This window comes from Sediminicola sp. YIK13 (assembly GCF_001430825.1).
Lineage (GTDB): Bacteria > Bacteroidota > Bacteroidia > Flavobacteriales > Flavobacteriaceae > Sediminicola.
On sequence record NZ_CP010535.1, the window covers coordinates 1,658,045 to 1,684,313 of the forward strand.

Here is a 26,269-nt window from a genome sequence, read left to right on the forward strand (position 1 = left end):
TAAAAATTAACAGTTTAGCTAACTTAACCACAAAAATACGCACCTTCACAACATAAAACCCATTTGCAACGTTTAATATAACAAAAGGCGTATTTTTGCGTTATAATGCTAAACAATTCGGACAAATGGTAACATTTTTTAACATTCTAATCACCTTGGTTGCTATAAATGCCATTCTTTTGATCTTTAGCGTAAACCGCACCAACAAGAAGAATACAGTTACAGCTGATAAAAACTTACAAGGTTCGGCCTCTAAGGTCTATCCAATTGATTTAAGTTCTTCCAATTACAAAAAAGCCATTTAGTTTTATACTTTTAGAGTATGAAACAAATGATGCTTGTTTTTTTGGGTGGAGGATTAGGGAGCGTGCTGCGCTTTCTGATTTCCAAAACCTACAACCATCATTATATCAACTTCTATTTGGGCACTTTTTTAGCCAACAGCATCGGATGCCTCCTTATAGGTATCTTACTGGGCCTTTCTGCCAAACACAATTATCTTTCACAAAACCAAACCTTATTATTGGCTACCGGATTTTGTGGTGGCTTCACCACCTTTTCTACTTTTGCTTTTGAGAACTATTCATTTCTCAAGGCCGGCGAACTTCTCAACTTTTCCCTTTACACACTTTCAAGCATCATTATTGGAGTTATAGCCGTGGCTATAGGCCTCTGGATCTCCAAATTGATCTAACTACAAGACTTCGTATGCCTTTATAGAGATAAGCGAAATATGACATTTTGCCTTATTCCTTACATAATTCGCACTTTTTAATCGAAAAAGATGCACTTATGTCAACTATTTTCGATTAGTACTGCCAAAAAGCGATTGAACCTCAAAATTATCAACTTAAAAAATAGATACCCATAATTTTATGGGGGTTAATTTATTATATACATAAAAATAACCCATCTATCCCCTATTCTTAGAGGGTGTTAATTTTTTTAACATACATTTGACCCATAATTAATAAATCAATTATGAAAAAAGTAGAGGCAATTATTAGAAAGTCAAAATTTGACGAAGTAAAAAAAGCACTTCATCAAATTGAGGTGAACTTCTTCAGCTACTGGGATGTAACTGGAGTTGGTAATGAAAAACAGGGCCATGTTTATCGCGGAATTTCCTACAGTACATCAGATATCCAAAGAAGATACCTTGTTATTGTAGTTTCAGATGATTTCTTGGACAGAACCGTTAGCACCATTTTAGAGACAGCCAGTACCGGAAATGTAGGCGATGGAAAAATATTTATTTCCGATGTCATCGATGCTTATCGCATTAGGACAAAAGAAAATGGACATTCAGGTATCAACTAACTCAAGTAAAACTTATTAAACATTACAAAAATGGAAGCAGGATTATTTACAGCCAATAATGTTTGGATGATGATTTGTACAGGACTTGTATTCTTCATGCACCTTGGATTCTCTCTTTTGGAGATTGGACTCACCAGACAAAAAAATACGATCAACATATTATTTAAGAATGTCTTTATTATCTGTGTAGGACTCCTATTATACTATATAGGCGGTTTTAACCTAATGTACCCTGGAGACTTTAATGGGTATGTAGGATTTGCAGGGTTCGGATTGGATCCGGGAGAAGCGGGAATGACCGTTGAATATGCCAGCGGAGGATACACCTATTGGACAGATTTTCTATTTCAGGCCATGTTTGCCGCTACAGCAGCGACCATTGTTTCTGGAGCAGTAGCTGAACGTATCAAAATAGGTCCGTTTATGATTTTTACCATCATATATGTAGGTCTGGTCTATCCAATTGTTGGGTCATGGCAATGGGGAGGTGGATTCCTATCTACCCTTGGAGGTGATGATGCAGGTTTTCACGATTTCGCAGGGTCTACTTTAGTACATTCCGTGGGCGGATGGGCAGCCCTTATCGCTGTATACCTTTTAGGTCCTCGTATCGGTAAATTTGGAGAAGACGGAAAGCCAAATGCTATCCCTGGACACAACATTCCTTTCGCAGCAGCGGGAGTATTGATTCTTTGGTTAGGATGGTTCGGATTTAACGGTGGATCAGTACTTTCAGCAGATCCGGCCGGAACTTCACTGGTATTGGTTACCACAAGTTTGGCAGCAGCAGCAGGTGGTGTAGGCGCATTTATCTTTTCTACTATTCTCTATAAAAATTATGACCTTACCATGTTCTTAAATGGTATTCTTGGTGGTTTGGTAGGAATTACTGCCGGTGCAGACTTAATGTCGCCGCTCGAATCTATCATTATAGGTGGAATAGCAGGTGTTATCATAGTATTTGGAGTAGCGCTTATTGATAAAATTAAATTGGATGATCCTGTAGGAGCTATCGCAGTTCACTTGATCTGCGGTATCTGGGGCACCTTGGCCGTTGGTATCTTTGGAGCAAAAGCCGGAGGAGACCAATTCATTTATCAATTAGCTGGAGTAGGTGCGGCAGCTGTATTTTGTTCGCTATGTGCCTTCATTATCCTATACACACTTAAGAAAACTATAGGTATACGAGTTTCGAAGGAAGAAGAAATTGAAGGATTGGATCTTCACGAACACGGAATGGACGCCTATCCCGATTTTAGATTGAATCAACACTAATTACCATTATCAAATAAAAACGGAGCGTTTTGCAGAACGCTCCGTTACATAACCTTTTCACAATTAAACATCACGAACAATAATTCATCGCTCCTTTTAATAAGGACAATTAAATCATTGAAATATGAAAACGATTATCCATACAAATAACGTAAAAAAAATAGTTTTTTTAACTATAGCTTTATTGACAACTGGACTTTTTGCCCAAGAGGAAGAAACAGAAACAACACCTAAATTTTCATTGAGCGGATCTGTAGATGCCTACTACCGCGCAAACCTTAGTGCCCCAAACGATGAGGATGCCATTGCACCGGGATCTTCTTTCGCAAACCTACCAGGATTTGCTTTGGGCATGGCCAATGTCATTGCAAGTTATGAAGGGGAAGATGTTGGTTTTGTGGCCGATCTTGTATTTGGACCTCGCGGTACAGATGCCATTTTTGCTTCCCCAATGTATTCATCCACTGGAAATATAGTGAACCAATTATATGTCTATTGGAATGTTAGCGACAATGTAAAATTGACCTTTGGAAATTTCAATACCTTTTTGGGATATGAGGTTATTTCACCGGTAGCTAACTTTAACTACAGTACATCCTACCTATTCTCCTATGGTCCTTTTTCACATACAGGATTGAAGGCCGATTTTGATCTTGGGAACGAATGGTCTGCCATGGTTGCAGTAATGAACCCAACAGATCTAACCGAATTTAACCCAACCGGTAACTATGCTTTTGGGGCACAATTGGGCTATAGCGGTCAATATTTGAACTTTATCACCGATGACGGAGCCTACGAAATCGACTTTACAGGAGGTTTTGATGTGTCTGATGAGTTTTTCTTGGGAATAAACGCAGCATATTTTGACAATGACGGAGTAGGTTTTGCTGGTGCAGCTTTATATCCACAGTACGCTACTTCCGACACTTTCACCATTGGATTGAGAGGTGAATATTTCACTGAAACTGGAGACTTTGGCGCCATTGGAACAGGAGTTGAAGATTCCAGTGTATTTGCAGTTACCTTAACTGGAAGTGCTACTATTGGCAACTTAATGATCAAACCAGAATTGAGACTGGACAGTGCGTCTGATGATGCGTTTATTGACAACGACCTTGGCCCGACGAAGAGTCTTTCCTCATTTGTATTGGCAGCCGTTTATTCTTTCTAAAGAAATAAGTAGTTTAGTTTATATATTCTAAAAAATCCTGGCAGCAACTGCTAGGATTTTTTTTTAATTATCACCAGGCATAAATGCCTTTACCCCGGCCATAACCTTTACAGACATGGAATTAACTGTTGGCACTATTGGGCAGGAATATTTTTTATTGTACGCGCAATAAGGATTATAGGCCCTATTAAAATCTATGATCAAGCTATCTCCGTCAGGAATACTTAAGTCAATATAACGTCCCCCAGAATAGGTTTCTTCTCCGTTTGTCTCATCTAAAAAAGGAAGGAACAAATAGTCCTTATACTTCTCCTCCAACATCAGCTCCTGGTTCTGATAAACCTCCAATTGATACTGTTCGCCCTTCAGTGAAAAATAAGCCACGCCATAAGTGACTTCCTTTGATTTCCTATCCGTTGTTGTAGGCATCATAAAAGGTACTGCTTCAGGGGTACGTACAAATTTTGCTACCACCCTGTAGGTAGTATCAGGTTGAAAAAAAGACAGGCCGTTAAAATCCATGCGATATCGGTCAGGCAAAGGGGAAGACTCAGGGTCTTTGAATTCTTGATTCATTTTTTTCTGAAATTCCAGAATTTCACCAAGGGCAGTAGACCCGTTCGCTGGGATATCAACCTTGTTTTCTGAATGATATTTCTTTTCTTTACATCCTAGGACAAGCAAAAGCAGTATCACATATAAATATCTCATTTCTATAGTTTCAAATCGTTCGAATGGTAAAAATACAACATACCATATTTTTATCGCGTTTTGTTGTCCAATAGAATTCAATGGATTCTGAATCGCTAAAATATTATTCTTTCAAAATTTTCAGGACTTTCAACCTTTTAAGTTTTCAGAGAAAAACTATTTTAAAGAATCAGATTTGATAGTCCTTCAAATTGACTGTATTTTATGCGGATCATACGATCATTTGGAGTTTCACTTGAGCTACATTGATTTAGTTATGGCCCATTACAATACAATTTTGCGCTGTTTCAGCGACATTTAATTACTTTTACTTTTGAAAAAACACACCAACAAATACAAAAAAATGGGTAAGACCTTTTTAATTTTCACGGTTTTTATGAGCATCCTATTAGCTGGGTGCGGTAAAAATAAAGGATCAAGAAATATTCCTGAGACTAAAAGACATGTGCCCAATATTGTACCTAACAGGTATAATGTGGCCTTTTTGATCATGGATGGCACTTTTAACACAGAGTTCACTGCTCCCTATGATATTTTTCAACACACGCAGTTTAGGGAAGGGATCAAAGCGATGAATGTATTTACGGTTGCCAACACCCTAAAACCGATAACCACATTTGAAGGCCTGAGGATCCTGCCAGATTACGATTATACCGAAGACGACTTACCAAAAATAGATATATTGGTAGTTCCAAGTGCTGAACACCATCTGGACAGCGATCTAAGGGATACAACCATGATCAATTTTATAAAAATGGTCGACAAAAAGGCCCAATTCATGACTTCCCATTGCGATGGTGCTTTTGTTTTGGCCAAAGCAGGGATTTTGGACAATAGCACCTCCACCACTTTTCCGAGTGATATTGAAACTTACCAAAAAAAATTTCCAAACCTAAAGGTACAGGATAGTGTCCTATTTGTTCACGACGGAAAATATATCACCTCAGCAGGTGGGGCCAAAAGTTTTGAAGCTGCGCTCTATTTATGTGAACTATTATACGGCAAGGAGATTGCACAATCCTTAGCTAAAGGACTTGTTATTGAGTGGGATCTCGATTTAATTCCACACCTTATTGTTCATTAATCCCATACCTAGGATCATCTAGGTACTTTTTAACCAATTCATTAAATTCCGGGGTTATTCTCAGCAAGGCAGTATGCTCCAAAGCATATAAGGCTTCTTTATCTGTGAATCCATTTTTAAGCAATTCCTCCACATAAAATAGGGCGGTTCCAAAATCCTCTATTTTAGAGCTTAGGGAGATGGTTTCCAGATACGATCCATATTCTTTTGGATCAGTTATGGTTTTTAACATGAAGACGAAAAGCAAAGCATCCTCATCTACCACCTTTTCCTTTTTCAACATATCTTCAGTATCGTCAACCAAGGCATTCACATAACCATAAAGTCGCTTTCCCATTTGACGTTCTGCTTCATTTTGGCTCTTTTCATATTTCTTAATATCCTCCATTTGAAAATTCCACCATCCCAAATTATTAAAATTATAGGTAAGCACGTCTTCTTCTAAATAATAGGAATAATCTTCTTTGATCAACGATTCCTTAAAAAATACATTATTCTCGTTTCGCTTTTGGGTTCTATAAAGTTTATCCTTTTTTAGAGACTTCAATTTTTCTTTTAGCTCATCCACTTTTAAGTGAACCCGATAAACCGATTGCGTTTCCTGAATCATTTTTTCCGCTTCCAATAATTTTTTGGAGGCTATCAAACTATCTATCTCATCTAGGTTGGCCTCATAACTCTGCTTTAAAAATGTTTCGTTTAGCGGAATACTCCCTTTCGCCATGGATGATAATGTAAATATTTGCATAGCCTTCTGCAACTGGTGTAGTTCTTGCAATTTATTCCCATTGTTCATCAAGAGCAGTTGATTTGGAAACTTTAAATTATTCAGCATCAACTCGTCCCCCAACATCCTAGGATAGTTGTAATCCTCTTTGCTCACTATCCCAATATAATGAAACATGTTTTTTGTACTTAAAACCTCTATGTTGCCCAATGGCCCTCCAAAAGAGACGACCCCATCAATATTTGGGACAAACACAGGAACAATACTAGCAAGTCTCCCGCCGTTGGCAATACCCCCTGTATAGATTCTTTTAGGATGAATTGAAAATAGTTCGAATGTTTTATTGAACATCCGGTTTGATATTAAAATGTTTTGGGAAATCGGCAGTGAATCATGTATATTATTAGATGCGGCTAGAATATAACCTTCCTTCTCTGCAGCATCTTGAAAAAAACGCACCAATTGCCTACCCCTGCCCTTCTCATCAAAAAGAAAGATTACGGGCCAATTTTTTGACATTTTAAAGTTCTTAGGGAGGTATAATGCGAAAGATTCCTGAATAGAATCATTGATCATTACCGAATCTGTGGCCATCCCTTTTTTAAAGGTTAATTCTTGTGCGGTTAAAAGTACCGTACTGCCGAAAAACAATAGGAAAATAATTTTTTTCATAAAACAGAAGGTATCAAAAACCTAGCCAAATTAGTCATTACATAAAGTTAATCAATTCCGTGGTTTCTATAGAATATAATACGTTATTTTGCACAATTCTTGACAAATACATAGATTTAGCCTACTAATATTAATTATTTCTTCTCTTTTTTATGGGGGCATCAGACACTATATCAGAAAGAATAATATGGGTCCGGGTCTCACCATACTGTATCAATTTGTCTATAAACTTCTCCAAATGAAATTGATCCTTTAATACTACTTCCATTATTATATTTTCATTCCCTGTTATCCTGTAGCAGTTAAGAACCTCCTCAAAAGTGCCTACAGTATCCAAAAATGGTTTCAATTTTCCCATAAATGCACGGAGGGTGATTATGGCACGGAGCTGATATCCCGTCTGCGTATGTGATACAACTGCCTTATAACCCTCTAATATACCCATGTCCTCCATTTTCTTGACACGTTCCGCCACTGCAGGCGGGGTAAGCCCTACTGTACGACCAATATTGGCAAAGGATTCCCTCGCATTATCCTGAAGACATTTTAGGATTCCCCAATTTAAATCATCGATCTTTATATTCAAATCTTTTTTCTTTAAATAATTTATTTTCAATAGCTAATTTACATTATTGCTTTTAAATCCAAAGATATTATTTCTGAATAGTACGTAATTTTATAATATAATTATTGGTGAAACTTAAAAATGTCTTACAAGAATTTACGTACGGTACCTGTATATCGAAAGGCTTTGGAACTCTGCACAATGAGTAGGGAGATAGCTGCGTATGTTTCATACAATAAAGATCTCTTATTATTATATCAATCCAATAGCTTACGGGATATCATTGCGGATTCTTTGATAACCGATTCCATACTCATTCCACAGAAAATTGCTCAGGCAGAATGCACGGAATCTTATGATGTACGCTTAAAAAGTGTTGCCCTAATTAATATAATGATACGAAACATCCTCTCTTATTGTAATGGACTGGAAAAAGATGGCGTAAAAGAAAAAGAGTATATTAACCTACTGAGAAGGGAAATAAAACTTTTTAGAAGGCTATACAAAAAATGGAAAAAATCCCTCAAAGGGGATAATGGCGACGCCAATTGGGGATTGAACGAGTCCTTTGGATTTTAGATTACTATTATCAAAATATCTAATAAAGGTAAAAGCCCCGATTTTCATCGGGGCTTTTTATTGCTACATATTTCTTCTATACTGCCCTCCGACTTCAAAGAGAGCATTTGTAATTTGACCTAAAGAACACACTTTGGTGACCTCCATCAATTTTTCAAAGATATTTTCATTATTCACAGCCCTATCCTGAAGATCCAATAGCTCCTTTTCAACTATATCGGCATTACGAGTTTGAAGATTTTGAAGCGTCGCAATCTGCGCCTGTTTCTCTTCTTCAGTAGCCCTTATAACTTCTGCAGGTAAAATTGTAGGTGAACCCTTAGAGCTCAAAAAGGTATTTACGCCAATAATTGGAAACTCTCCAGTGTGTTTCAACGTCTCATAATAAAGGCTTTCTTCCTGTATCTTGGAGCGCTGGTACATAGTTTCCATAGCCCCCAATACTCCGCCTCTTTCTGTAATTCTGTCAAATTCCAATAATACGGCTTCCTCCACCAGATCTGTCAGTTCTTCTATTATAAATGACCCCTGTAACGGATTCTCATTTTTTGCCAAGCCCAATTCCTTGTTAATGATCAATTGAATCGCCATGGCCCTCCTGACCGATTCCTCCGTTGGGGTTGTAATTGCCTCGTCATACGCATTGGTGTGCAGGGAATTACAATTATCATAAATAGCGTACAATGCCTGTAATGTGGTACGTATATCGTTAAAATCTATTTCTTGGGCGTGCAAACTCCTGCCTGAAGTCTGAATGTGGTATTTCAACATTTGGGCCCTTGGATCGGCACCATATTTATGCTTTAACGCCTTGGCCCATATTTTACGGGCAACTCTACCGATTACTGCGTATTCTGGATCTATACCATTGGAAAAGAAGAATGATAGGTTGGGACCAAATTTATCGATATCCATTCCTCTGCTCAAGTAATACTCTACATAGGTAAACCCATTGGAAAGCGTAAATGCCAATTGGGTAATAGGGTTGGCACCGGCCTCTGCAATATGATATCCGGATATGGATACGGAATAGAAATTACGGATCTCGTTCTCAATAAAGTATTCTTGGACATCCCCCATGAGTCGCAGGGCAAATTCCGTAGAGAATATACAGGTATTTTGCGCCTGGTCTTCCTTTAAAATATCTGCCTGAACAGTTCCCCTGACCTGGTTCATTGTAGCCTTTTTAATGGAGGCATACACTTCTTTGGGTAGAACTTGGTCACCCGTTACTCCTAAGAGCATCAGTCCTAACCCGTCGTTCCCTTTAGGAAGTTCACCGTTATATTTTGGCCTTTCAAAGCCCTTATCCTCGTAAAAGGCTTTGATTTTAGCCTCTACTTCCTTCTCGAGACCATTTTCCTTAATATACTTTTCACAATTTTGATCTATGGCGGCATTCATAAAAAACCCTAATAACATTGGTGCCGGACCATTGATGGTCATACTCACCGATGTCATTATTCCACTCAGATCAAAACCAGAGTATAATTTTTTCGCGTCGTCCAAACAACATATGGATACCCCAGCATTTCCTATTTTTCCATAGATATCTGGTCTATAATCCGGATCGTTCCCATAAAGTGTTACAGAATCGAATGCTGTGGACAGCCTTTTGGCAGGTGTACCGAAACTCACATAGTGAAAACGCCTATTGGTCCGTTCGGGTCCTCCTTCGCCAGCAAACATCCTGGTCGGGTCTTCCCCCGTTCTTTTGAAAGGGTAGAGTCCGGCTGTATACGGAAATTCCCCTGGTACATTTTCCTGTAAAGTCCACCTCAATAGATCTCCCCATGCCTGATACTTGGGAAGCACTATTTTAGGGATGTCTACCTGCGATAAAGATTTTGAGTGGGTTTCAATTTTAATCTCCTTATCCCTTACCTTAAAGCTATATATGGGATCTTTATACGTTTGTACTTTAGCATCCCAATTGATGATACTATCCCAATGATAGGGATCCAAATCCATCTTAACCCTATCAAATTCCTTTAACAACAACTCTGTAAGCTGGCCATTTTCTGGGTCCTTGGTATCCAGCATTTCATCATCTACACCAATTTTTGTAAGACCAAGTGCTCCGTTAGAAAGACCTTCCAATGTTTTATAAATACCGTATAATTGTTGTGCTACCTTAGCCTGGGCATTTACCATAGCATCGTAAGCACGATTGTTCTCCGCTATTTCAGAAAGGTACCTGGTTCTTGCAGGAGGGATCACAAAAATCTTTTCTGTGATTTCATGGGTTGCCATAAAGGTAGATTTTAGATCTGCCCCTACTTTTTCCACCAATTTTGCAGCTATGGCTCCGTATAGCTTATTCATGCCTGGATCATTGAACTGGGAGGCAATGGTACCAAATACAGGCAGATCATCTTGTGGGATATCCCAAAGATTATTATTGCGCATGTACTGTTTTTTAACATCCCTTAAAGCATCCAGCGATCCTCTTTTATCAAATTTATTAATGGCGACAAGATCGGCGAAATCGAGCATATCTATTTTCTCCAGTTGCGTGGCCGCCCCAAATTCTGGGGTCATCACATAAAGAGATACATCACTGTGTTCTATAATTTCGGTATCTGATTGCCCAATTCCCGAAGTTTCTAGGATAATTAGGTCAAATCCAGCCGCTTTAAGCACCTGGACCGCCTCTTCTACATATTTGGACAACGCCAAATTGGATTGTCTAGTTGCCAAGGACCGCATGTAGACACGATCGTCATTTATGGCATTCATTCTTATACGGTCTCCCAGTAAAGCTCCGCCGGTTTTTCTTTTGGAAGGATCAACAGAAATAATCCCTATGGTCTTTTCAGGGAAATCTATCAAAAACCTACGTACCAATTCATCCACTAAGCTCGACTTTCCAGAACCACCTGTACCTGTAATTCCCAAAACCGGAACTTCATTTTTTTTATGATCTACCGCAGAAAAATGAGACTTAAATTCCTCATTCCTATTTTCTGCCAAGCTTATCAGGCGAGCCAAAATATTAACATCCTTTTCCTCAAGGGCCTCTACCAATGTTTTTCCTTCTGGGATTGCCAAAGATGGCACAGGAAAGTCACTTTTTTCCACCAAATCATTGATCATGCCCTGAAGCCCCATGGTCCTCCCATCATCAGGAGCATAGATTCTCGTAATCCCATAATCCATTAGTTCCTTGATTTCTTCGGGAAGAATAACTCCTCCTCCGCCACCGAAGATTTTTATATGAGTAGCTCCACGCTCTTGCAGCAGATCATACATATATTTAAAATACTCATTGTGACCCCCTTGATAAGAAGTCATGGCAATAGCATTCACATCTTCCTGGATTGCGCAATCTACAACTTCGGTGACACTGCGATCATGTCCTAAATGGATAACCTCCACTCCTGTAGATTGAATTATTCGTCGCATTATATTGATAGCGGCATCATGCCCATCAAACAGGGAGGCAGCTGTAACTATTCTTACTTTATTTTTTGGAGTGTAGGGTTTAATTTGTTCCATATGTAATTTAGAGACATTTTTAGAGGCGCAATTTACGAAAAGTGCAAAGTATATAAAGTATAAATCGGAATATTATAAAAATACCATTGGTATTTAGTCCTCAATTCTGAATACCTTAATTTTACCTCTTAAAATCAGCCATTTTGAAAACCACTATCTTAATCAATTGTCCAGATCAGGCCGGAATCATAAGCTCTGTGACTGGATTTATTCACGCAAAAGGTGGAAATATCATTTACATTGACCAACATGTGGATAAACAGGCCGATGTTTTTTTTATGCGTCTGGAAAGTGAATTTGATGAGAACACTATTTCTTTTGAAAATTTCAAGGCCCAATTTAAAAAGGAAATTTCGGTACCGTTTAATATGGACTCCAAAATGCACCTCAGTGGAATTAAACCTAAAATGGCCTTGTTTATATCGAAATACAACCATTGTTTGTACGATCTTCTGAGCAGGTTTAATTCTGGAGAACTGGATGTGGAAATCCCCTTTATCTTGAGCAATCACAAAGACCTTCAAAATATCTCCGAGCAGTTCCAAATTCCTTTTTTTCATATCCCTGTGACCAAAGAGAACAAACTGGAAGCAGAAAACAAGCAATTGGAGCTTCTTAAGGAGCATGAGATCGACTTTATTGTACTTGCAAGATACATGCAGATCATTGCACCGAGGACAATAGATCAATATCCAAACAAGATCATTAATATCCACCATTCGTTCCTCCCTGCCTTTGCAGGAGCAAAACCATATCATGCAGCCTTTGCCAGGGGCGTTAAAATAATTGGCGCTACCAGTCATTATGTAACAGAAGAATTAGATGCTGGCCCAATTATTGAACAGGACGTTGTTACCGTAACCCATGCCCATACTATAAAAGATTTTATTGCCAAGGGTCAGGATCTTGAAAAAATAGTATTGTCCAGAGCCGTTAAGCTACATATTCAAAGGAAAACCATGGTATATAACAATAAGACCGTTATTTTCTCTTAATTTATTTGCACAGTGGACAAAACAGTCCAAATGATTTTGCAGTGTTCTGGTACTGCCGTTAATTTTATAATATAGATTAGATATGATGAAGAAGCTGTTATTAAGTGTTATTGTTCTGCAATTGGTTTCTTGTGCAGAACTACAACAAGTTGTAGATCAATTTCCACAGGGCACCTATGGCATTGGCAACGAAGAAATTGCCATGGGACTTAGGGAAGCTCTGGATAAGGGAATTGATAAACAAGTATCCAAACTCACCAAGGAAGACGGCTTCTACAAAAATGAATTGATCAAAATACTACTTCCCGAAGAACTGCAAAAAATTGACAGAACTTTAAGGGATGTTGGACTTGGAAATCTCGCCGATGAAGGCATAAAAGTATTGAACAGAGCTGCGGAAGATGCGGTAAGCGAAGCCACACCAATATTTATTAATGCGGTCAAGGATATCACCTTTGCAGATGCAAAAAACATTCTCTTAGGTAGTGATGATGCGGCCACCTTATATTTAAAAAGCACCACCCAAACAGCACTTTACGATAAATTTAATCCCATCATTAAAAATTCGTTTCAACGTGTAGGTGCCGACCAAATTTGGAACAATTTAATCACCCGCTACAACAACCTTCCACTCACCAATAATGTCAATCCTGATCTAACAGATTATGTTACCCAGGAAGCCTTATCTGGTGTCTATACAATGATTGCTCTTGAGGAAAAAGAAATACGTACCAATGTCACTTCAAGGACATCTACCATACTTCGAAAGGTTTTCGCCTTACAGGACTGATAATGAGATAATTTAATTCAATTTTCTACAATAATTTAAAAAAAAATTCGTTACTTTAAAGTATAGCTAACATAACGTAATGGTAATACTTATGTCAGCTATAACATCAAGTAAAATGCAATCTTTGCATAGAATTATTTGAATTAGTAATTTTTGAGTTAGTTAGTTAAAAACCGGTGGGAGCACCGGTTTTTTTTTGTTTAAACTTATCATAACAAAACCTAAACTAACCTTTTTTCATCATACTCATAAAAATGAGGGTCCTAAGACAGAATTTAATGTTGTTTTTAAGGCTTATTAAAAAATTTATAAGATCTTTAAACCTCTAACTCAAAACCCTTAAAATGAAAGCAAAATTAAAAGGAATTTTTACCTTTTTGTTGGTTTTAATTGCACAACTAGCAGTTGCGCAGGAAAAATCAATTTCTGGTAAAGTTACCGATCAAGCTGGCATACCATTGCCTGGAGTAAACGTAGTTGTAAAAGGTACGACCAATGGAACCCAAAGTGACTTTGATGGCAATTACATCATTAACGCCAACATGGGCAGTGTTCTCGTATTTTCCTATTTAGGTCAAAAAACAACAGAAAAAACTATTGGAACATCTAATACCATAGATGTTCAAATGGAGGAAGATGCCTCACAATTAGAAGAGGTCATTGTAGTTGGGTATGGTACCCAAAGCAAACGTAACCTAACCGATAATATTTCCAAACTTACCTCAGACGATATATCCGATGTACCCAATCCAAACCTTCAAAATGCCCTTGTAGCTAAAGCTGCGGGTGTACAGGTAACCCAAACGAACGGGAAAGTTGAGGGTGGCATTAATATTAGGGTAAGAGGTGCCGCTAGTGTTAGTGGAGGAACTCAACCATTATATGTATTGGATGGAATACCGTTAATAGATCCTACAGGCGGTCGTGGAGAAATAGGAAATGGTGCGCCAACCAATCCGTTGTTAACATTGAGCGCCAATGAAATAGAATCGATAGACATCCTAAAAGATGCTTCTTCAGCCGCAATTTATGGGGCAAGGGGCGCAAATGGTGTTGTATTGATAACAACCAAAAAAGGAAAGCAAGGGAAGGCTAAATTTAGCATTAACCTAGCACAAGGATTTAGCCAACCAACCAATAAAAGGGAATGGCTCAACGCTCAAGAGTATGTTGAACTTTTTACAGAAGCAGGGAGAAACTCTCCTTTTTTCACTCCTGACGATGGCCAAGCTTTTGTAGAAGATGAATTTGAATTTCAATCAGGAGGAACGGATTGGAGAAATGGTGAAATAGACACTGATTGGACCGATATCGCATTTCAGGATGGCTATCAAACCGATGCTGATTTTTCTGTTTCTGGAGCCGATGCAAAAACATCTTATTTTTTCTCTGGGGCATACAACAATACAAGTGGTATTATTAGAGACAACGAATTGGAAAGAGCCAATGCACGAACAAATGTAAGCCACCAATTTTCAGATAGATTTAAAGCTGGCATGAACTTAAGTTTTTCCAGAACTGAAATTGATCGAATTGCCAATGATAATGCCTTTGCTACGCCATTGCAAGCGATAGCGCAATCTCCATTATCTCAACCAAGACTTGCAGATGGATCACCTAATCCCAATACGCTATATGGAAATTTCTTGCTAGATGCCGAAAATGCCTTCTTTAAAACCATTATTAGAAGAACGGTAGGTAAGGTTTTTGGAGAATACAAAATTATACCATCCATAACATTGAATTCAGATTTCTCATACGATCTTTTTTCTCAGACCGAAGACAATTTTAGGGGACAAAATGCCTTATTTCAATCAACCAATGGACAGGCTTTTGCTTCAGATTTAGGTTCTGAAAGTTATACATATAGTAACTATGCTACTTTTGACAAGACGTTTGATGGCAGACATGGCATCAACGTAGTCGCTGGTACTGAGTTTATAAAATACAATAGAAGAATTACAAGTGTTACGAGTCAGCAGTTTCCTTCCGATGATTTAACAACAGTTAGTGGTGGTGCAGAAATTACTGCAGGAACAGGAGTTAATCTTAAAAGTAGTTTTGTATCCTATTTTGCTAGGGCAACCTATGATTTAGATAGCAAATATTTACTTAAAGCTAGTATCCGTCGCGATGGCTCTTCAAGGTTTGGGGAGAATGTAAGATTTGGTACTTTCCCAGCTGTTTCTGCTGGTTGGATCATGTCCGAAGAAAACTTCTTGAAAGACTCCAATACCTTATCGTTCTTAAAATTAAGAGGAAGTTGGGGTAAATTGGGTAATGCGGATATTGGTGGAGATTATCCTTCCCTATTCCTATTCTCTGGTGTTTCTTACAATCAAAGACCAGGATTAGCCCCGGTACAACCAGGAAACTCTAACCTTACTTGGGAACAATCCACCCAAACAGATTTTGGAGTGGAATTTGGCTTTCTGGACAATAGAATTTCAGGAGAAATAGATTATTATGTAAAAGATACGGAAGACCTTTTGTTCAGTGTGCCACTTGTACCGAGTAGCGGAGCGGGTAGCATTAATCAAAATATTGGAACACTTCAAGGAAAAGGTGTGGAATTTGTTTTAAACACAAGGAACATTTCAACCACTGATTTAAGCTGGACAACTAATTTTAATATTAGTAATAACGTTAATGAATTAAAATCCTTACCAAACAACGACGCTGACATTGTTAATGGCCAAAACATCAATAGAGTGGGCGAAAGTGTAGCTTCTTTTTATCTTAGGGAATATGCAGGTGTTGACCCTGCCAATGGAGATGCGCTGTACTATTTAAATACAGAAAATCCAGATGGAAGCCTTAATAGAAATACCACCACCGATCCGAATGAGGCACAACGTATTGTTGCTGGAAATCCCTTTCCAGAACTTACTGCAGGTATGACCAATACAGTGCTTTACAAAGACTTTGATTTCTCTTTTACATTACAAGGAGAGGCCGGGGCCAGTATTTACAATGCCGGGGGGCGCTTTCAATCTGTAAACGGTGATTTTTATGACAATCAAAGTAGGGACCAATTACAAAGATGGCAACAACCAGGGGATATCACCAATGTTCCACAAGCAAGGTTGTTTGCCGGCAATGGTACTGCACAATCTACCCGCTTTCTAGCGGAAGCAGATTTTTTACGTTTACGTAATATTACACTAGGTTATTCTTTGCCAAATCAGGTGATAGAGAAAATGGGATTGAGTAAATTAAGGCTATATGTAACTGGCATTAACTTGGTAACTATTACCAATTATCCTTTTGAAGATCCAGAGGCTAGAAGTGACGTTAATGGACAAAACAATCCAGGACAAACTTTTTATTCTGCCCCTCCGGCAAAAACGTTCACCATGGGTGTTAACATTAATTTTTAATAAAAGAGAATCATGAAATTATATAAATTATTATACGTGTTTTCCGTATTCCTTTTAACCACTAGTTGTGAAAAGGAATTAGAGATAAATCCAACCGATAATCTACCTGGTGAACTGGCTTTTACATCTGAGGCCAATATCGCTGCAATTTTAGTAGGAACCTACGATGAAGCAGGCCAGGCTGCCACTTATGGAGGTCGGCTTCAATTAATGGTAGATTTGTTAGGTACCTCCAACCAAGTACGTTGGGGTGGTACATTTTTAGATCCAAGACAAGCTTTTAACAAGGATTTATTGGTTGATAATGGCTTTGTAAGTGGTATTTGGGCCAATTCATATGAAACCATAAACCAAGCGAACTTGGTTATAGACAACCTAGAAACCGTTACTAGTAGTCCCGAAGAAAAGGATAGGATTGAAGGAGAAGCTAAATTTTTACGAGCATTAAACTATTTTGATTTAGTGCGTAATTTTGGATCGCCATACCTTTCTGGCCAAACCAATTCCCAACTGGGAGTTCCATTGAGATTGACCGGTATCATTGATTACTCGGCTAACCAAGAAGCTGCCAGAAATACAGTTGAGGAAGTATATGCTCAAGTCATTTCTGATGCTACCGAGGCTTACAATTTATTACCTTCTACAAATAGTTTTTATGCCGATAAATATGCCGCTCAAGCTTTGTTAGCAAGAGTATATTTCCAACAAGGCAACTATGCCGATGCTCGAGATGCTGCAGATGATGTATTGGCCAATAGCGGTCATTCCTTGGCTTCCAGTTTTGCCGGTGCATTTAATAATGATGTAGACAGTAGTGAAGATATATTTACTTTTCAGGTCACGAGTCAGACAGGAACCAATCAATTGATTACGCATTATGCCTCAGAGGCCGATGGTGGTCGTGGTGGGGATATTACCGTAGAAGATGCCTATTTGGCTCTTTTTGATGATCCTACAGAGGAACGAGCTAATTTCACATATATCAATCCCGCAAACGATAGGCAACTTACCCTAAAGTACACCAACCAATTTGGAAATGTTATTATTTTTAGAACGGCTGAAATGCACCTTATTCGATTGGAAAGTAATTTTAGATTGGGTACAAGTGTAGGTTTGGCACCACTAACAGAAATCAATGCCTTAAGGGCAAGGTCTGGGGCTCTTCCCCTATTGGGACCATTGAACTTAGATTTGATTTTTAATGAACGTCAATTGGAGTTGGCCTTTGAAGGTTTTATTTTACATGATGTAAAAAGAACGCAAAGATCCATTAACGGAATTGCATGGAATGATACTTCTTTGGTATTTCCAATACCACAATCTGAAATTGACACAAATCCCTTGATGGTTCAGAATCAAGGATATTAATACAACTAAATTATCATTTAAAAAAGGTCGACCAATTGGTCGACCTTTTTACTTTTATATATTTTAGATGCACGTTTTATGCTTACTTACTCGATAGATATCCTATAACGGTATCGTTAAAAAATTTAGGCTGTTCTATATTAACAACATGACCACAATTCTGAACAACGATAAGCTCTGAAGTTTTATGGCTATCCACGATTTTTCGGATGGTGGGCAAGAACAGATAATCTTCCTCCCCCATTACGTAAAGCGTTGGAATGCCAATTTCCATACTTCTAAAAAAACGAAGTAGCGGATTGATTTCGGCAGTGAGCTTAAACCATCGGATAAATTCCTTTTGATATAGTTTTTTTGCTTCCCTTACAAATAGGGATCTCGATTCCTTATGATTTTTGTTGGGCATAATCACAAAAGCGAAGAACTTGTACAACCAAATATAGGGTACTACAGATTTTAAAACCACCCCAGTACGCATCAAGACCTGTGATCTGAAATTTAATTTCATGATAGCCCCTCCCATGATCATGCTCTCTACCCTATCAGGATAATTTTCGGCAAGATTCCGTATTAAAATAGTGCCCAATGAAATACCAACAAAGTGAGAGGTTTTTATGTTTTCATGTTCTATAACTTCCATAATATCCTTGGTAATGGAATCAAAAGTATATTTATCATCAAAAGCATCCTTTAGGTGGGGTTTAGAATCCCCATGACCCCTGAGGTCCAATAAAAGAACGTTGAAATGATCTTTGAACTCCCTCACCTGTTTGTACCAAATAGATGAACTGCCCCCTGCACCATGGACAAAGGTGACCCATTTATCGGAAGTTGCATGCAGGTAAGTGGAATAGTTTAGCAAATGATTTTTTTTATAAAAGTAATTTAAAATCCTTAAACTATTGCTTCCTACCACATTTTAGGGGTATAATCTGCAGTACAATGGAAAATATCCAAATGTCTCATCTAAGTCAAAGTAGATCAATAAAAAAGAAACTTTTGGACAAGCTACCTGATTTTTAGACATATAACAATTTCTTAACAGAAGACTTTCTCAATTAGCACCTATCTTTGAAAGAAAAAAAACCGATGGAAAATCAATATTGCAAAGTAGGAACCACCACTCCAATCACTAAGAGTAATGATGCTATCAGCTTTCTGGAATACCAGTATGCCCTCTTCATGGAAAAGGCCTCACAAATTAAGCATTCAGATGCCAGACTGGGTGATTTTTTTGAGGGAAAAGCAGCAAAAATAAATAAGATGCTCAAAGGATTGTTGTAGCCTGTGTTTGAATTACCTTTTCTTCAACTCGGCAGCCATTTGTACCTGTAGCTCTTCGGCCTTGATTCTTGCTACTTCAGCAAAATCTTTATCGGTAGAAGCGTAGATGATACCACGGGAAGAATTTACCAAAAGTCCCACATCTTTTGTCATTCCATATTTGCAGACTTCACTTAAGCTTCCACCTTGGGCTCCAACCCCAGGAACCAACAAAAAGCTATCGGGAATTATCTTTCTAATATCCGTTAAGAAGCTCGCTTTGGTAGCACCCACAACATACATAAGGTTCTGGGCGTTTTTATACGTTTTGGATGTGGTCAGCACTTTCTTGTACAATTCCATCCCATCCACAATTTGGGTCTGAAAATCATAAGCACCTTCATTCGAGGTCAATGCCAATAAAATGGTATGTTTATCCTCAAACGCCAAGAACGGCTCTACCGAATCCTTTCCCATATAAGGCGCGATGGTAACTGAATCGAATCCTAAATCTTCAAAAAAGGCCCTGGCATACATGGAAGAAGTATTTCCTATATCCCCCCTTTTGGCGTCGGCAATAGTAAATTGTTCTGGATAATGCGTATTAAGATACTGTATGGTCCTCTCCAAAGATTTCCATCCCTTTAGTCCATGAGCCTCATAAAATGCAATATTGGGCTTGTAAGCCACACATAAATGGTTGGTAGCATCAATAATGGCCTTGTTAAAGGCGAAAATTGGATCTTCCTCTGCTAACAAATGTTTGGGGATCTTGTTGATGTCAACATCCAATCCTATACAAAGGAATGATTGCTTTAGGCGTATTTGGTCTATTAACTGCTTATTGGTCATGGTATTGCTTAATCGTAATAAAAAAGCCAACTGTTCCCAGTTGGCTAATTATACTTTAAAATATTTCAGATGCTTCCCTTAGTTTCTCAGTGTTCTCCACCAAGCTTAACTCATCAATGATGCGCTGTATATCACCGTTCACAATGTTGGACAAATCATAAAGTGTAAGGCCAATTCTATGATCGGTTACCCTTCCTTGAGAATAGTTATAGGTCCTAATTTTTGCAGAACGGTCACCACTACTCACCTGGGAATTTCTTTTGGCGGCATCTGCCTCCTGCTTTTTGGCCAATTCCATATCATAAAGACGGGAACGCAAAACTCTAAAGGCTTTTTCCTTGTTCTTATGCTGGGATTTCTGATCCTGGCATTGTGCCACCAAACCTGTGGGAAGGTGGGTTAAACGAACCGCAGAATAGGTGGTGTTCACCGACTGCCCGCCTGGTCCAGAAGAACAGAAAAAATCGATCCGTACATCTTTGGGATCAATCTGTACATCAAACTCTTCCGCCTCTGGCAATACCATTACCGTTGCCGCACTCGTATGCACCCTACCTTGGGTTTCCGTTTGCGGAACCCTTTGTACACGGTGTACTCCAGCTTCGAATTTTAGGGTACCGTATACATCTTCCCCATTCACTTCGAACTGAATTTCCTTGTAACCTCCACTTGTACCTTCACTTAGATCGATGACATTGGTGCTCCATCCCCTAGATTCACAGTATTTGGTATACATTCTAAAAAGGTCCCCCGCAAAAATACTGGCTTCGTCCCCACCTGTACCGGCACGGATTTCCATAACCACATTTTTGGCATCTTCAGGATCTTTTGGAATCAATAGAAATTTAATTTCATCCTCCAACTTTGGCAAGCCACTTTTAGCCTCTTCATATTGCATTTTGGCCATTTCCACCATCTCTGGATCACTGCCATCGGACAATATTTCTTCGGCTTCCTTCATATTATTGGTCAAAGTAATGTACTCTTCCCTTTTCTCCATTAAAGCTTTAAGGTCCTTATACTCCTTGTTCAACTGCACATAACGCTTCTGGTCCGTGATAATATCAGGCTGAATGATAAGGTCTGAAACCTCATCGAAGCGCTGTTTAACGTAATTTAATTTATCTAACATATTCAATCTTCCCTTGGACTGCGAATTTACAATTTTTTTGGAGGTAATACCATTCAATTCTGTCTGACATAAAAATATGTTTCAACTTTTAAGCGAATTTTATAATTTAATAAAAACCAGTTGGTTACACACATGCAACTCATCACCGACCTGCTAATCTGCCACGAATGATGCCCCAAAAGTGACAATAAAAGAACTTAATCCGTCACTTCTATCGTATTGATTAAGGCGAAGGTCTAGGGACTTGAGTCCATAGGAGAATATTTTTGCAGTCGTAAAAATATCCTTATAGCGTATCCCCATCCCGTACTGATGCGCATCAAAGCCAGAAAGATCGTAATCTGAGGTATAGTAATTTAAGGTAGAAACAGCCACTTCCTTTTCAAAGAAATAATCCGCCGCAGTTTGGGTATAAAAACGGTACATGGGATAAATAGTAAAGGCTCTGCTCACTATTATTGGCACTTCTAAACTTGCGGTATGGGAATTGACCCCCCAATCATCGCTGTAAAACCTGTAGTAGGATCTTAGCACGAACATATCGCTGACAAAAATATTGAGACGCCCTCCAACAGGAATTTTCACCCTAGTATCCGGCAACCGTTCCACGTCATCCGCCAATTGAAATTCATCTATAAAAAAATCGTTCCGGTCTCCAAAATACACCCGTTGAAATGGGGTGCTTAAAAGTCCATTTTGAGAAACAAGGTCCATAAATAGTGATCCTTGCACCCTTTTGCCCAATATTTGGGAGAAATTAAGTGAAAGGGAATATGAATTTCTGTTCTTATTTTCGAAATTAGAGAATACGGGAGCATATGTTCCATTTCCCGTAATACGGTCATCAAAAAAGCCTCCCCTGAGCTCAATAGGATATTGAGGATTCCAAGTATCCAGAAAAACCTGTGCACTTGCGCTTACTTCCGTGTTTTTCTCATTGAACATACGGGTATAACTCCCACCAAAACCCAAAGAAAAATAATCGTACTCGGAAGAAATATATCCTTTTACTCCCCAAATGGTATTCCTATCATCGGAACTATGTTGGTAAGACGGAGTCAAATGGGCCAGGACATCATTCCTGGAGGCTCCAGAAGAAGCTATATATGGACTTACCGGACGACTCGGATCTCCATCCAAAGGGTTCACATTACTGGAGGAGGCAGAGGTATAGGCCGAAATACCCACATCTACGGTAAGGACATCATCTTCATTTAAAGGCATTCTTACGATTAAACTGGAAGTTACGTCTGTCAGTTCCTCGGTACCATCACCGCCTGATACGGCAGCATGTATACCATCCTGATTGTAGTAACTGAACAGCACATCTATTTCAGTAGCTTCTAAAACCCTTTTTTTGTAGGTAGAGGGGGCGTCTTGGGCAGAAAGCACAAAAGAAAAAAAACAGAAAATACCCAATAGAACTCTATTCATAACCAAGTTAATTACAACCACAACCGCCACCTGTTTTACCACCGTTTCCTCCAGATGCAGCTTCCCTATATATTTGAAAATTGATTTCGAACTGCTCCATGCTTTTTATGGCCAGTTGCATTTCCTCATCATTAAGATACACCTTATCATACTCTTTTACTGCTACGCAGGAAGTCAATGACATTACTAAAAAAAGTATCAAAAGGAATCTTTTCATTTTTTGGTTGTATTGTAAATCAATGTCGAGTTACTAAAGCTACTTATTATTCTCGAAGATAATGCCATTGCTTTTGTGAATTTTATTATCGCTATCCACGATTATGGCTTCAGTCCCCCTCAGTTGGGAAATCAACGCCAATCCTGTTTCTACCCCCATAATATACACGGCTGTGGCCAAAGCATCGCTAAGTTCGGCCGTTTTCGTGAATATGGATACGCTATTGATCCCAGTGGCAGGGTATCCTGTTCGGGGATCAATGATATGGGTATATTTTACGCCTCCAAAAGTGACGAATTTTTCGTAATTACCTGAGGTTGCCACGGAAGACTCCACAATGGGCAACCATGAAAATATTTTATCCTTGCTCAACGGATTGGCGATACCGATCAACCATTTTTCACCGCTAAGCTTTGTACCCCAAGTGGTAAGATCCCCGGCTGCGTTTATGATCCCCGCCCTCACCTGTTTAGTTTGCAAGAGTTCCTTGGCCTTATCTGCCGCATATCCCTTTCCAATGGCGCCAAATCCAATTTTCATGCCTTTGTCCTTTAAGAGCACCGTACTCTCATCGGAATTCATGATTATTTTTCGGAAACCCACTTTGGCAACGGAATTCTTTATATCGGTTTCAGATGGAGGATACATCATGGACCCATCAAATTTCCAAATCTGATCCATGGAAGCATAAGTAATATCGAATGCCCCGTCAGTAATCTCGGACACCTGCTTACATCGTTCTATAAGTGCAAAAAGTTCCCTACTTATTTTGACCGGCTTTATCCCGGCATTTCTGTTGATCTCTGAGGTTTCGGAATTTTCATCCCAGGAAGAAATTATTTTTTCAATCCGTTGTATCTCTGCAGCGGCCTCTTCAATATTGATATATCCAATTTCCTCATTGGGTGCCACCACGGTAATCTCAAATCTGCTTCCCATCAACTTGATTACCTTTTGTACGGTAACGTATTGCGGCTCCTGACCATAAGAAATCACAGTAAAAAGCAAGATTAGAAAAGGAAGAATTTTTTTCACTTTCCAAAGGAGTTTAACAGCGCAATATAGGCTTTGGGACTAGTTTTCTGATATCCGGTTTCTCCCAAAATCTTCCCGTTTTTATCGAGCACTAATACAAGAGGAAAATACCCTTTTGGATTATAATTATCTGCTAAGGACTTATTTTGGGTCGCTCTCTCTAATACCAGCCTATTTTCTTTCTTACGGGGAAAATCTGCTTTATATAGAATATAGTTTTGTTTGGCATAAGCCTTGAATTCGTCCGACTGCCATATCTCTTTATCCAATTTAATGCAAGGGGCGCACCAGTCAGATCCAGAAAAAACTAAAATGATGGGCTTGTCTTCTTTTTGGGCCAAGGCCATAACCTCCTTAAAGTCATCCTGCCAATCTTGGGCACATAGCGCCATTGGTAGACAAAGTAGCCAAATAAATAATAATTTCCTCATCAGATGGTGTATTACGCTTATCTGGTTTTATTCAAATACGCGAAGGATATCGCCACTGAGTTCTGTTCTGAAGATTTTCAAGGGCTTACTAGTAATACTGTTCAAAGGTGCCCCAGCCTGATCAAAACGGGCTCCATGTGTGGAACAATTGAAAATTCCACCATTGTCATTTACAAAACGTACATTTTCAGTGCCTTGATGGCTACAAACTTGACTTGCCGCTACAAAATCACCTTCTAGATTTCTGACGACCACCACCAAGTTTTTGAGTATAAAACCTCCATTGTTTTTTAAATTGGACGCTTCAGAGGAGTTTAGGTCAATCGTAAAATCAACACCTGTAGGAACAGGTTTGGGGTCTATAACCTCATCATCGCCTCCCGATGAACACCCTTGTACACATGGGAATATTAGCGCAAAAGCTGCGCCGGCCCCTAAACTTTTTAAGAATTTTTTTCTTTCCATAGCATGTTACCTTATTATAAGACAACGTTTAAAATGGAAGATTCGTATACCTTAATATTGGAAGGTTCCGTATTCGCTTTTTATAGTGAGTTTTTTGGTATCATTTTCGGCTACCCTTCCCACTATTTTAGCATCTACCCCAAAACTTTTGGATACGGCAATAATATCTTGTGCAATGGCCTCATTGACATAAAATTCCAGACGGTGGCCACAGTTGAATACCTGGTACATTTCCTTCCAATCGGTCTTGGATTGTTCCTGTATTAATTTGAACAAAGGCGGTACCGGGAAAAGATTGTCTTTCACTACATGCAGCTTATCTATGAAGTGTAGGATTTTGGTCTGCGCCCCACCACTGCAGTGTACCATTCCATGAATATCATTGGCGGTGTATTTGTTTAATATCTTTTTAACGATTGGCGCATAGGTCCTAGTTGGTGACAACACCAATTTCCCGGCGTCCAAAGGCGATTCTGGCACCTCATCCGTCAATTTTACATTCCCTGAGTACACCAAGTCCGATGGTACGGCATGATCATAACTTTCCGGATATTTATCGGCCAAATATTTTGAGAAAACATCATGTCTGGCCGAGGTAAGTCCGTTACTTCCCATTCCGCCGTTGTATTCCTTTTCGTAAGTGGCCTGTCCAAAAGATTCCAAACCAACAATCACATCCCCTGGTCTGATATTCGCATTGTCGATCACTTCACTGCGCTTCATTCTTGCAGTTACGGTGGAATCCACAATAATGGTCCGCACCAAATCCCCTACATCGGCAGTTTCCCCACCCGTAGAATGGATGGTGATCCCATGTTCCCTAAGGTCGGCAATAAGGTCCTCAGTACCATTGATAATGGCCGATAGGACCTCTCCAGGAATTAAGTTTTTATTTCGTCCAATGGTAGACGAGAGCATGATATTATCCGTAGCTCCAACACAGATTAGGTCGTCCACATTCATGATCAGGGCGTCTTGGGCAATGCCTCTCCACACGGAGATATCCCCGGTTTCTTTCCAATACATATAGGCCAAGGAAGATTTGGTCCCGGCTCCATCGGCATGCATTACCAAACAATAGTCCTTATCATTGGTCAGATAATCAGGGACTATTTTACAAAAGGCCTTTGGAAACAAGCCTTTGTCTATGTTTTTAATGGCATTGTGCACATCTTCTTTGGAAGCGGAAACCCCTCTTTGCTTATATCTTTCACTATTGGATGAACCCATGGATCTGTTGTTTGGCACAAAAATAGGGCAATCCATAAAAAAAGCCCACAAAAAAGTGGGCTTTTACATTATGGT

The 26,269-nt window shown here is 39.0% G+C and carries 25 protein-coding genes; 12 read left to right on the plus strand and 13 right to left on the minus strand.

The genetic code is table 11. The features are described from left to right. Positions 1–125 precede the first annotated feature (125 nt). The 5 genes from SB49_RS07380 to SB49_RS07400 all read left to right on the plus strand — a co-directional run bounded on the left by SB49_RS07380 (position 126) and on the right by SB49_RS07400 (position 3,766). Positions 126–305, plus strand: a complete 180-nt coding sequence (locus SB49_RS07380) for a hypothetical protein (protein WP_062055291.1) — start codon at positions 126–128, stop codon at positions 303–305. 17 nt (positions 306–322) lie between these two features. Then, positions 323–694: a fluoride efflux transporter CrcB gene (crcB, locus tag SB49_RS07385; RefSeq protein WP_062055293.1), complete on the plus strand. Its 372-nt coding sequence runs from the start codon at positions 323–325 to the stop codon at positions 692–694. Between the two features lie 287 nt (positions 695–981). Beyond that, complete coding sequence (locus SB49_RS07390) at positions 982–1,320, plus strand: P-II family nitrogen regulator (RefSeq protein ID WP_062055294.1); 339 nt, start codon at positions 982–984, stop codon at positions 1,318–1,320. Between the two features lie 30 nt (positions 1,321–1,350). After that, positions 1,351–2,595 (plus strand): ammonium transporter, encoded by a 1,245-nt coding sequence (locus SB49_RS07395; RefSeq protein ID WP_062055296.1) that lies wholly within the window; start codon positions 1,351–1,353, stop codon positions 2,593–2,595. 124 nt (positions 2,596–2,719) lie between these two features. Then, positions 2,720–3,766 (plus strand): porin, encoded by a 1,047-nt coding sequence (locus SB49_RS07400; protein ID WP_062055298.1) that lies wholly within the window; start codon positions 2,720–2,722, stop codon positions 3,764–3,766. Between the two features lie 63 nt (positions 3,767–3,829). Here the strand turns inward: SB49_RS07400 and SB49_RS07405 are convergent, their stop codons facing one another. Continuing rightward, on the minus strand, positions 3,830–4,477 hold the full coding sequence (locus SB49_RS07405; RefSeq protein WP_062055299.1) for a DUF1684 domain-containing protein: 648 nt from the start codon (positions 4,475–4,477) through the stop codon (positions 3,830–3,832). A 343-nt stretch (positions 4,478–4,820) separates the two neighbouring features. Here SB49_RS07405 and SB49_RS07410 point away from each other — a divergent pair, with 343 nt between their 5' ends. After that, a complete protein-coding gene (locus SB49_RS07410; RefSeq protein WP_082591152.1) occupies positions 4,821–5,561 on the plus strand; it encodes a DJ-1/PfpI family protein in 741 nt (246 codons plus the stop codon). Here SB49_RS07410 and SB49_RS07415 read toward each other — a convergent pair. After that, on the minus strand, positions 5,548–6,960 hold the full coding sequence (locus SB49_RS07415) for a hypothetical protein (RefSeq protein ID WP_062055301.1): 1,413 nt from the start codon (positions 6,958–6,960) through the stop codon (positions 5,548–5,550). The genes SB49_RS07410 and SB49_RS07415 overlap by 14 nt on opposite strands. A gap of 130 nt (positions 6,961–7,090) precedes the next feature. Continuing rightward, a complete protein-coding gene (locus tag SB49_RS07420; protein WP_082591153.1) occupies positions 7,091–7,546 on the minus strand; it encodes an Lrp/AsnC family transcriptional regulator in 456 nt (151 codons plus the stop codon). Positions 7,547–7,666: 120 nt separating this feature from the next. Here SB49_RS07420 and SB49_RS07425 point away from each other — a divergent pair, with 120 nt between their 5' ends. Further along, entirely contained in the window at positions 7,667–8,104 is a 438-nt protein-coding gene (locus SB49_RS07425; RefSeq protein ID WP_062055303.1) for a hypothetical protein, read from the plus strand. A 63-nt stretch (positions 8,105–8,167) separates the two neighbouring features. Here the strand turns inward: SB49_RS07425 and SB49_RS07430 are convergent, their stop codons facing one another. After that, positions 8,168–11,602, minus strand: coding sequence for a methylmalonyl-CoA mutase family protein (locus SB49_RS07430; RefSeq protein WP_062055305.1), 3,435 nt, complete (start codon positions 11,600–11,602; stop codon positions 8,168–8,170). Positions 11,603–11,745: 143 nt separating this feature from the next. Between SB49_RS07430 and purU the strand changes: the two genes are divergently transcribed. From purU to SB49_RS07450, 4 genes are all read left to right on the plus strand, one after another. Beyond that, a complete protein-coding gene (purU, locus tag SB49_RS07435; RefSeq protein ID WP_082591082.1) occupies positions 11,746–12,597 on the plus strand; it encodes a formyltetrahydrofolate deformylase in 852 nt (283 codons plus the stop codon). 85 nt (positions 12,598–12,682) lie between these two features. Beyond that, positions 12,683–13,387 carry a DUF4197 domain-containing protein gene (locus SB49_RS07440; RefSeq protein WP_062055309.1) on the plus strand — a complete coding sequence of 235 codons (705 nt, stop codon included), beginning with the start codon at positions 12,683–12,685 and terminating at the stop codon, positions 13,385–13,387. Positions 13,388–13,731: 344 nt separating this feature from the next. Further along, the gene (locus SB49_RS07445; RefSeq protein ID WP_062055311.1) at positions 13,732–16,767 is read left to right on the plus strand and encodes a SusC/RagA family TonB-linked outer membrane protein; all 3,036 of its coding nucleotides are present in this window, start codon (positions 13,732–13,734) and stop codon (positions 16,765–16,767) included. 12 nt (positions 16,768–16,779) lie between these two features. Beyond that, positions 16,780–18,135 (plus strand): RagB/SusD family nutrient uptake outer membrane protein, encoded by a 1,356-nt coding sequence (locus SB49_RS07450; protein WP_062055313.1) that lies wholly within the window; start codon positions 16,780–16,782, stop codon positions 18,133–18,135. 82 nt (positions 18,136–18,217) lie between these two features. On the opposite strand, the gene SB49_RS07455 is transcribed toward SB49_RS07450, so the two are convergent. Then, positions 18,218–18,997, minus strand: a complete 780-nt coding sequence (locus SB49_RS07455; protein WP_062058975.1) for an alpha/beta fold hydrolase — start codon at positions 18,995–18,997, stop codon at positions 18,218–18,220. A gap of 209 nt (positions 18,998–19,206) precedes the next feature. Here SB49_RS07455 and SB49_RS07460 point away from each other — a divergent pair, with 209 nt between their 5' ends. Then, positions 19,207–19,419, plus strand: a complete 213-nt coding sequence (locus tag SB49_RS07460) for a hypothetical protein (protein ID WP_235537849.1) — start codon at positions 19,207–19,209, stop codon at positions 19,417–19,419. 12 nt (positions 19,420–19,431) lie between these two features. Here the strand turns inward: SB49_RS07460 and pyrF are convergent, their stop codons facing one another. The 8 genes from pyrF to SB49_RS07500 form a co-directional block, all read right to left on the minus strand. Then, on the minus strand, positions 19,432–20,250 hold the full coding sequence (pyrF, locus tag SB49_RS07465; RefSeq protein ID WP_062055316.1) for an orotidine-5'-phosphate decarboxylase: 819 nt from the start codon (positions 20,248–20,250) through the stop codon (positions 19,432–19,434). A gap of 55 nt (positions 20,251–20,305) precedes the next feature. Continuing rightward, complete coding sequence (gene prfA / locus SB49_RS07470; RefSeq protein WP_062058977.1) at positions 20,306–21,382, minus strand: peptide chain release factor 1; 1,077 nt, start codon at positions 21,380–21,382, stop codon at positions 20,306–20,308. Between the two features lie 153 nt (positions 21,383–21,535). Continuing rightward, positions 21,536–22,816 (minus strand): DUF3570 domain-containing protein, encoded by a 1,281-nt coding sequence (locus SB49_RS07475; RefSeq protein ID WP_062055318.1) that lies wholly within the window; start codon positions 22,814–22,816, stop codon positions 21,536–21,538. A gap of 7 nt (positions 22,817–22,823) precedes the next feature. Continuing rightward, positions 22,824–23,033, minus strand: a complete 210-nt coding sequence (locus tag SB49_RS07480) for a DUF4266 domain-containing protein (protein ID WP_062055320.1) — start codon at positions 23,031–23,033, stop codon at positions 22,824–22,826. Positions 23,034–23,072: 39 nt separating this feature from the next. Further along, positions 23,073–24,068 carry an FAD:protein FMN transferase gene (locus tag SB49_RS07485; RefSeq protein WP_062055322.1) on the minus strand — a complete coding sequence of 332 codons (996 nt, stop codon included), beginning with the start codon at positions 24,066–24,068 and terminating at the stop codon, positions 23,073–23,075. Next, positions 24,065–24,499 (minus strand): thioredoxin family protein, encoded by a 435-nt coding sequence (locus SB49_RS07490; protein ID WP_062055324.1) that lies wholly within the window; start codon positions 24,497–24,499, stop codon positions 24,065–24,067. Before SB49_RS07490 ends, SB49_RS07485 begins: the two co-directional genes overlap by 4 nt. 27 nt (positions 24,500–24,526) lie before the next feature. Further along, positions 24,527–24,964 (minus strand): QcrA and Rieske domain-containing protein, encoded by a 438-nt coding sequence (locus SB49_RS07495; RefSeq protein ID WP_062055326.1) that lies wholly within the window; start codon positions 24,962–24,964, stop codon positions 24,527–24,529. A 51-nt stretch (positions 24,965–25,015) separates the two neighbouring features. Continuing rightward, positions 25,016–26,194, minus strand: coding sequence for an AIR synthase related protein (locus SB49_RS07500; protein ID WP_062058980.1), 1,179 nt, complete (start codon positions 26,192–26,194; stop codon positions 25,016–25,018). Between the last annotated feature and the right edge of the window lie 75 nt (positions 26,195–26,269).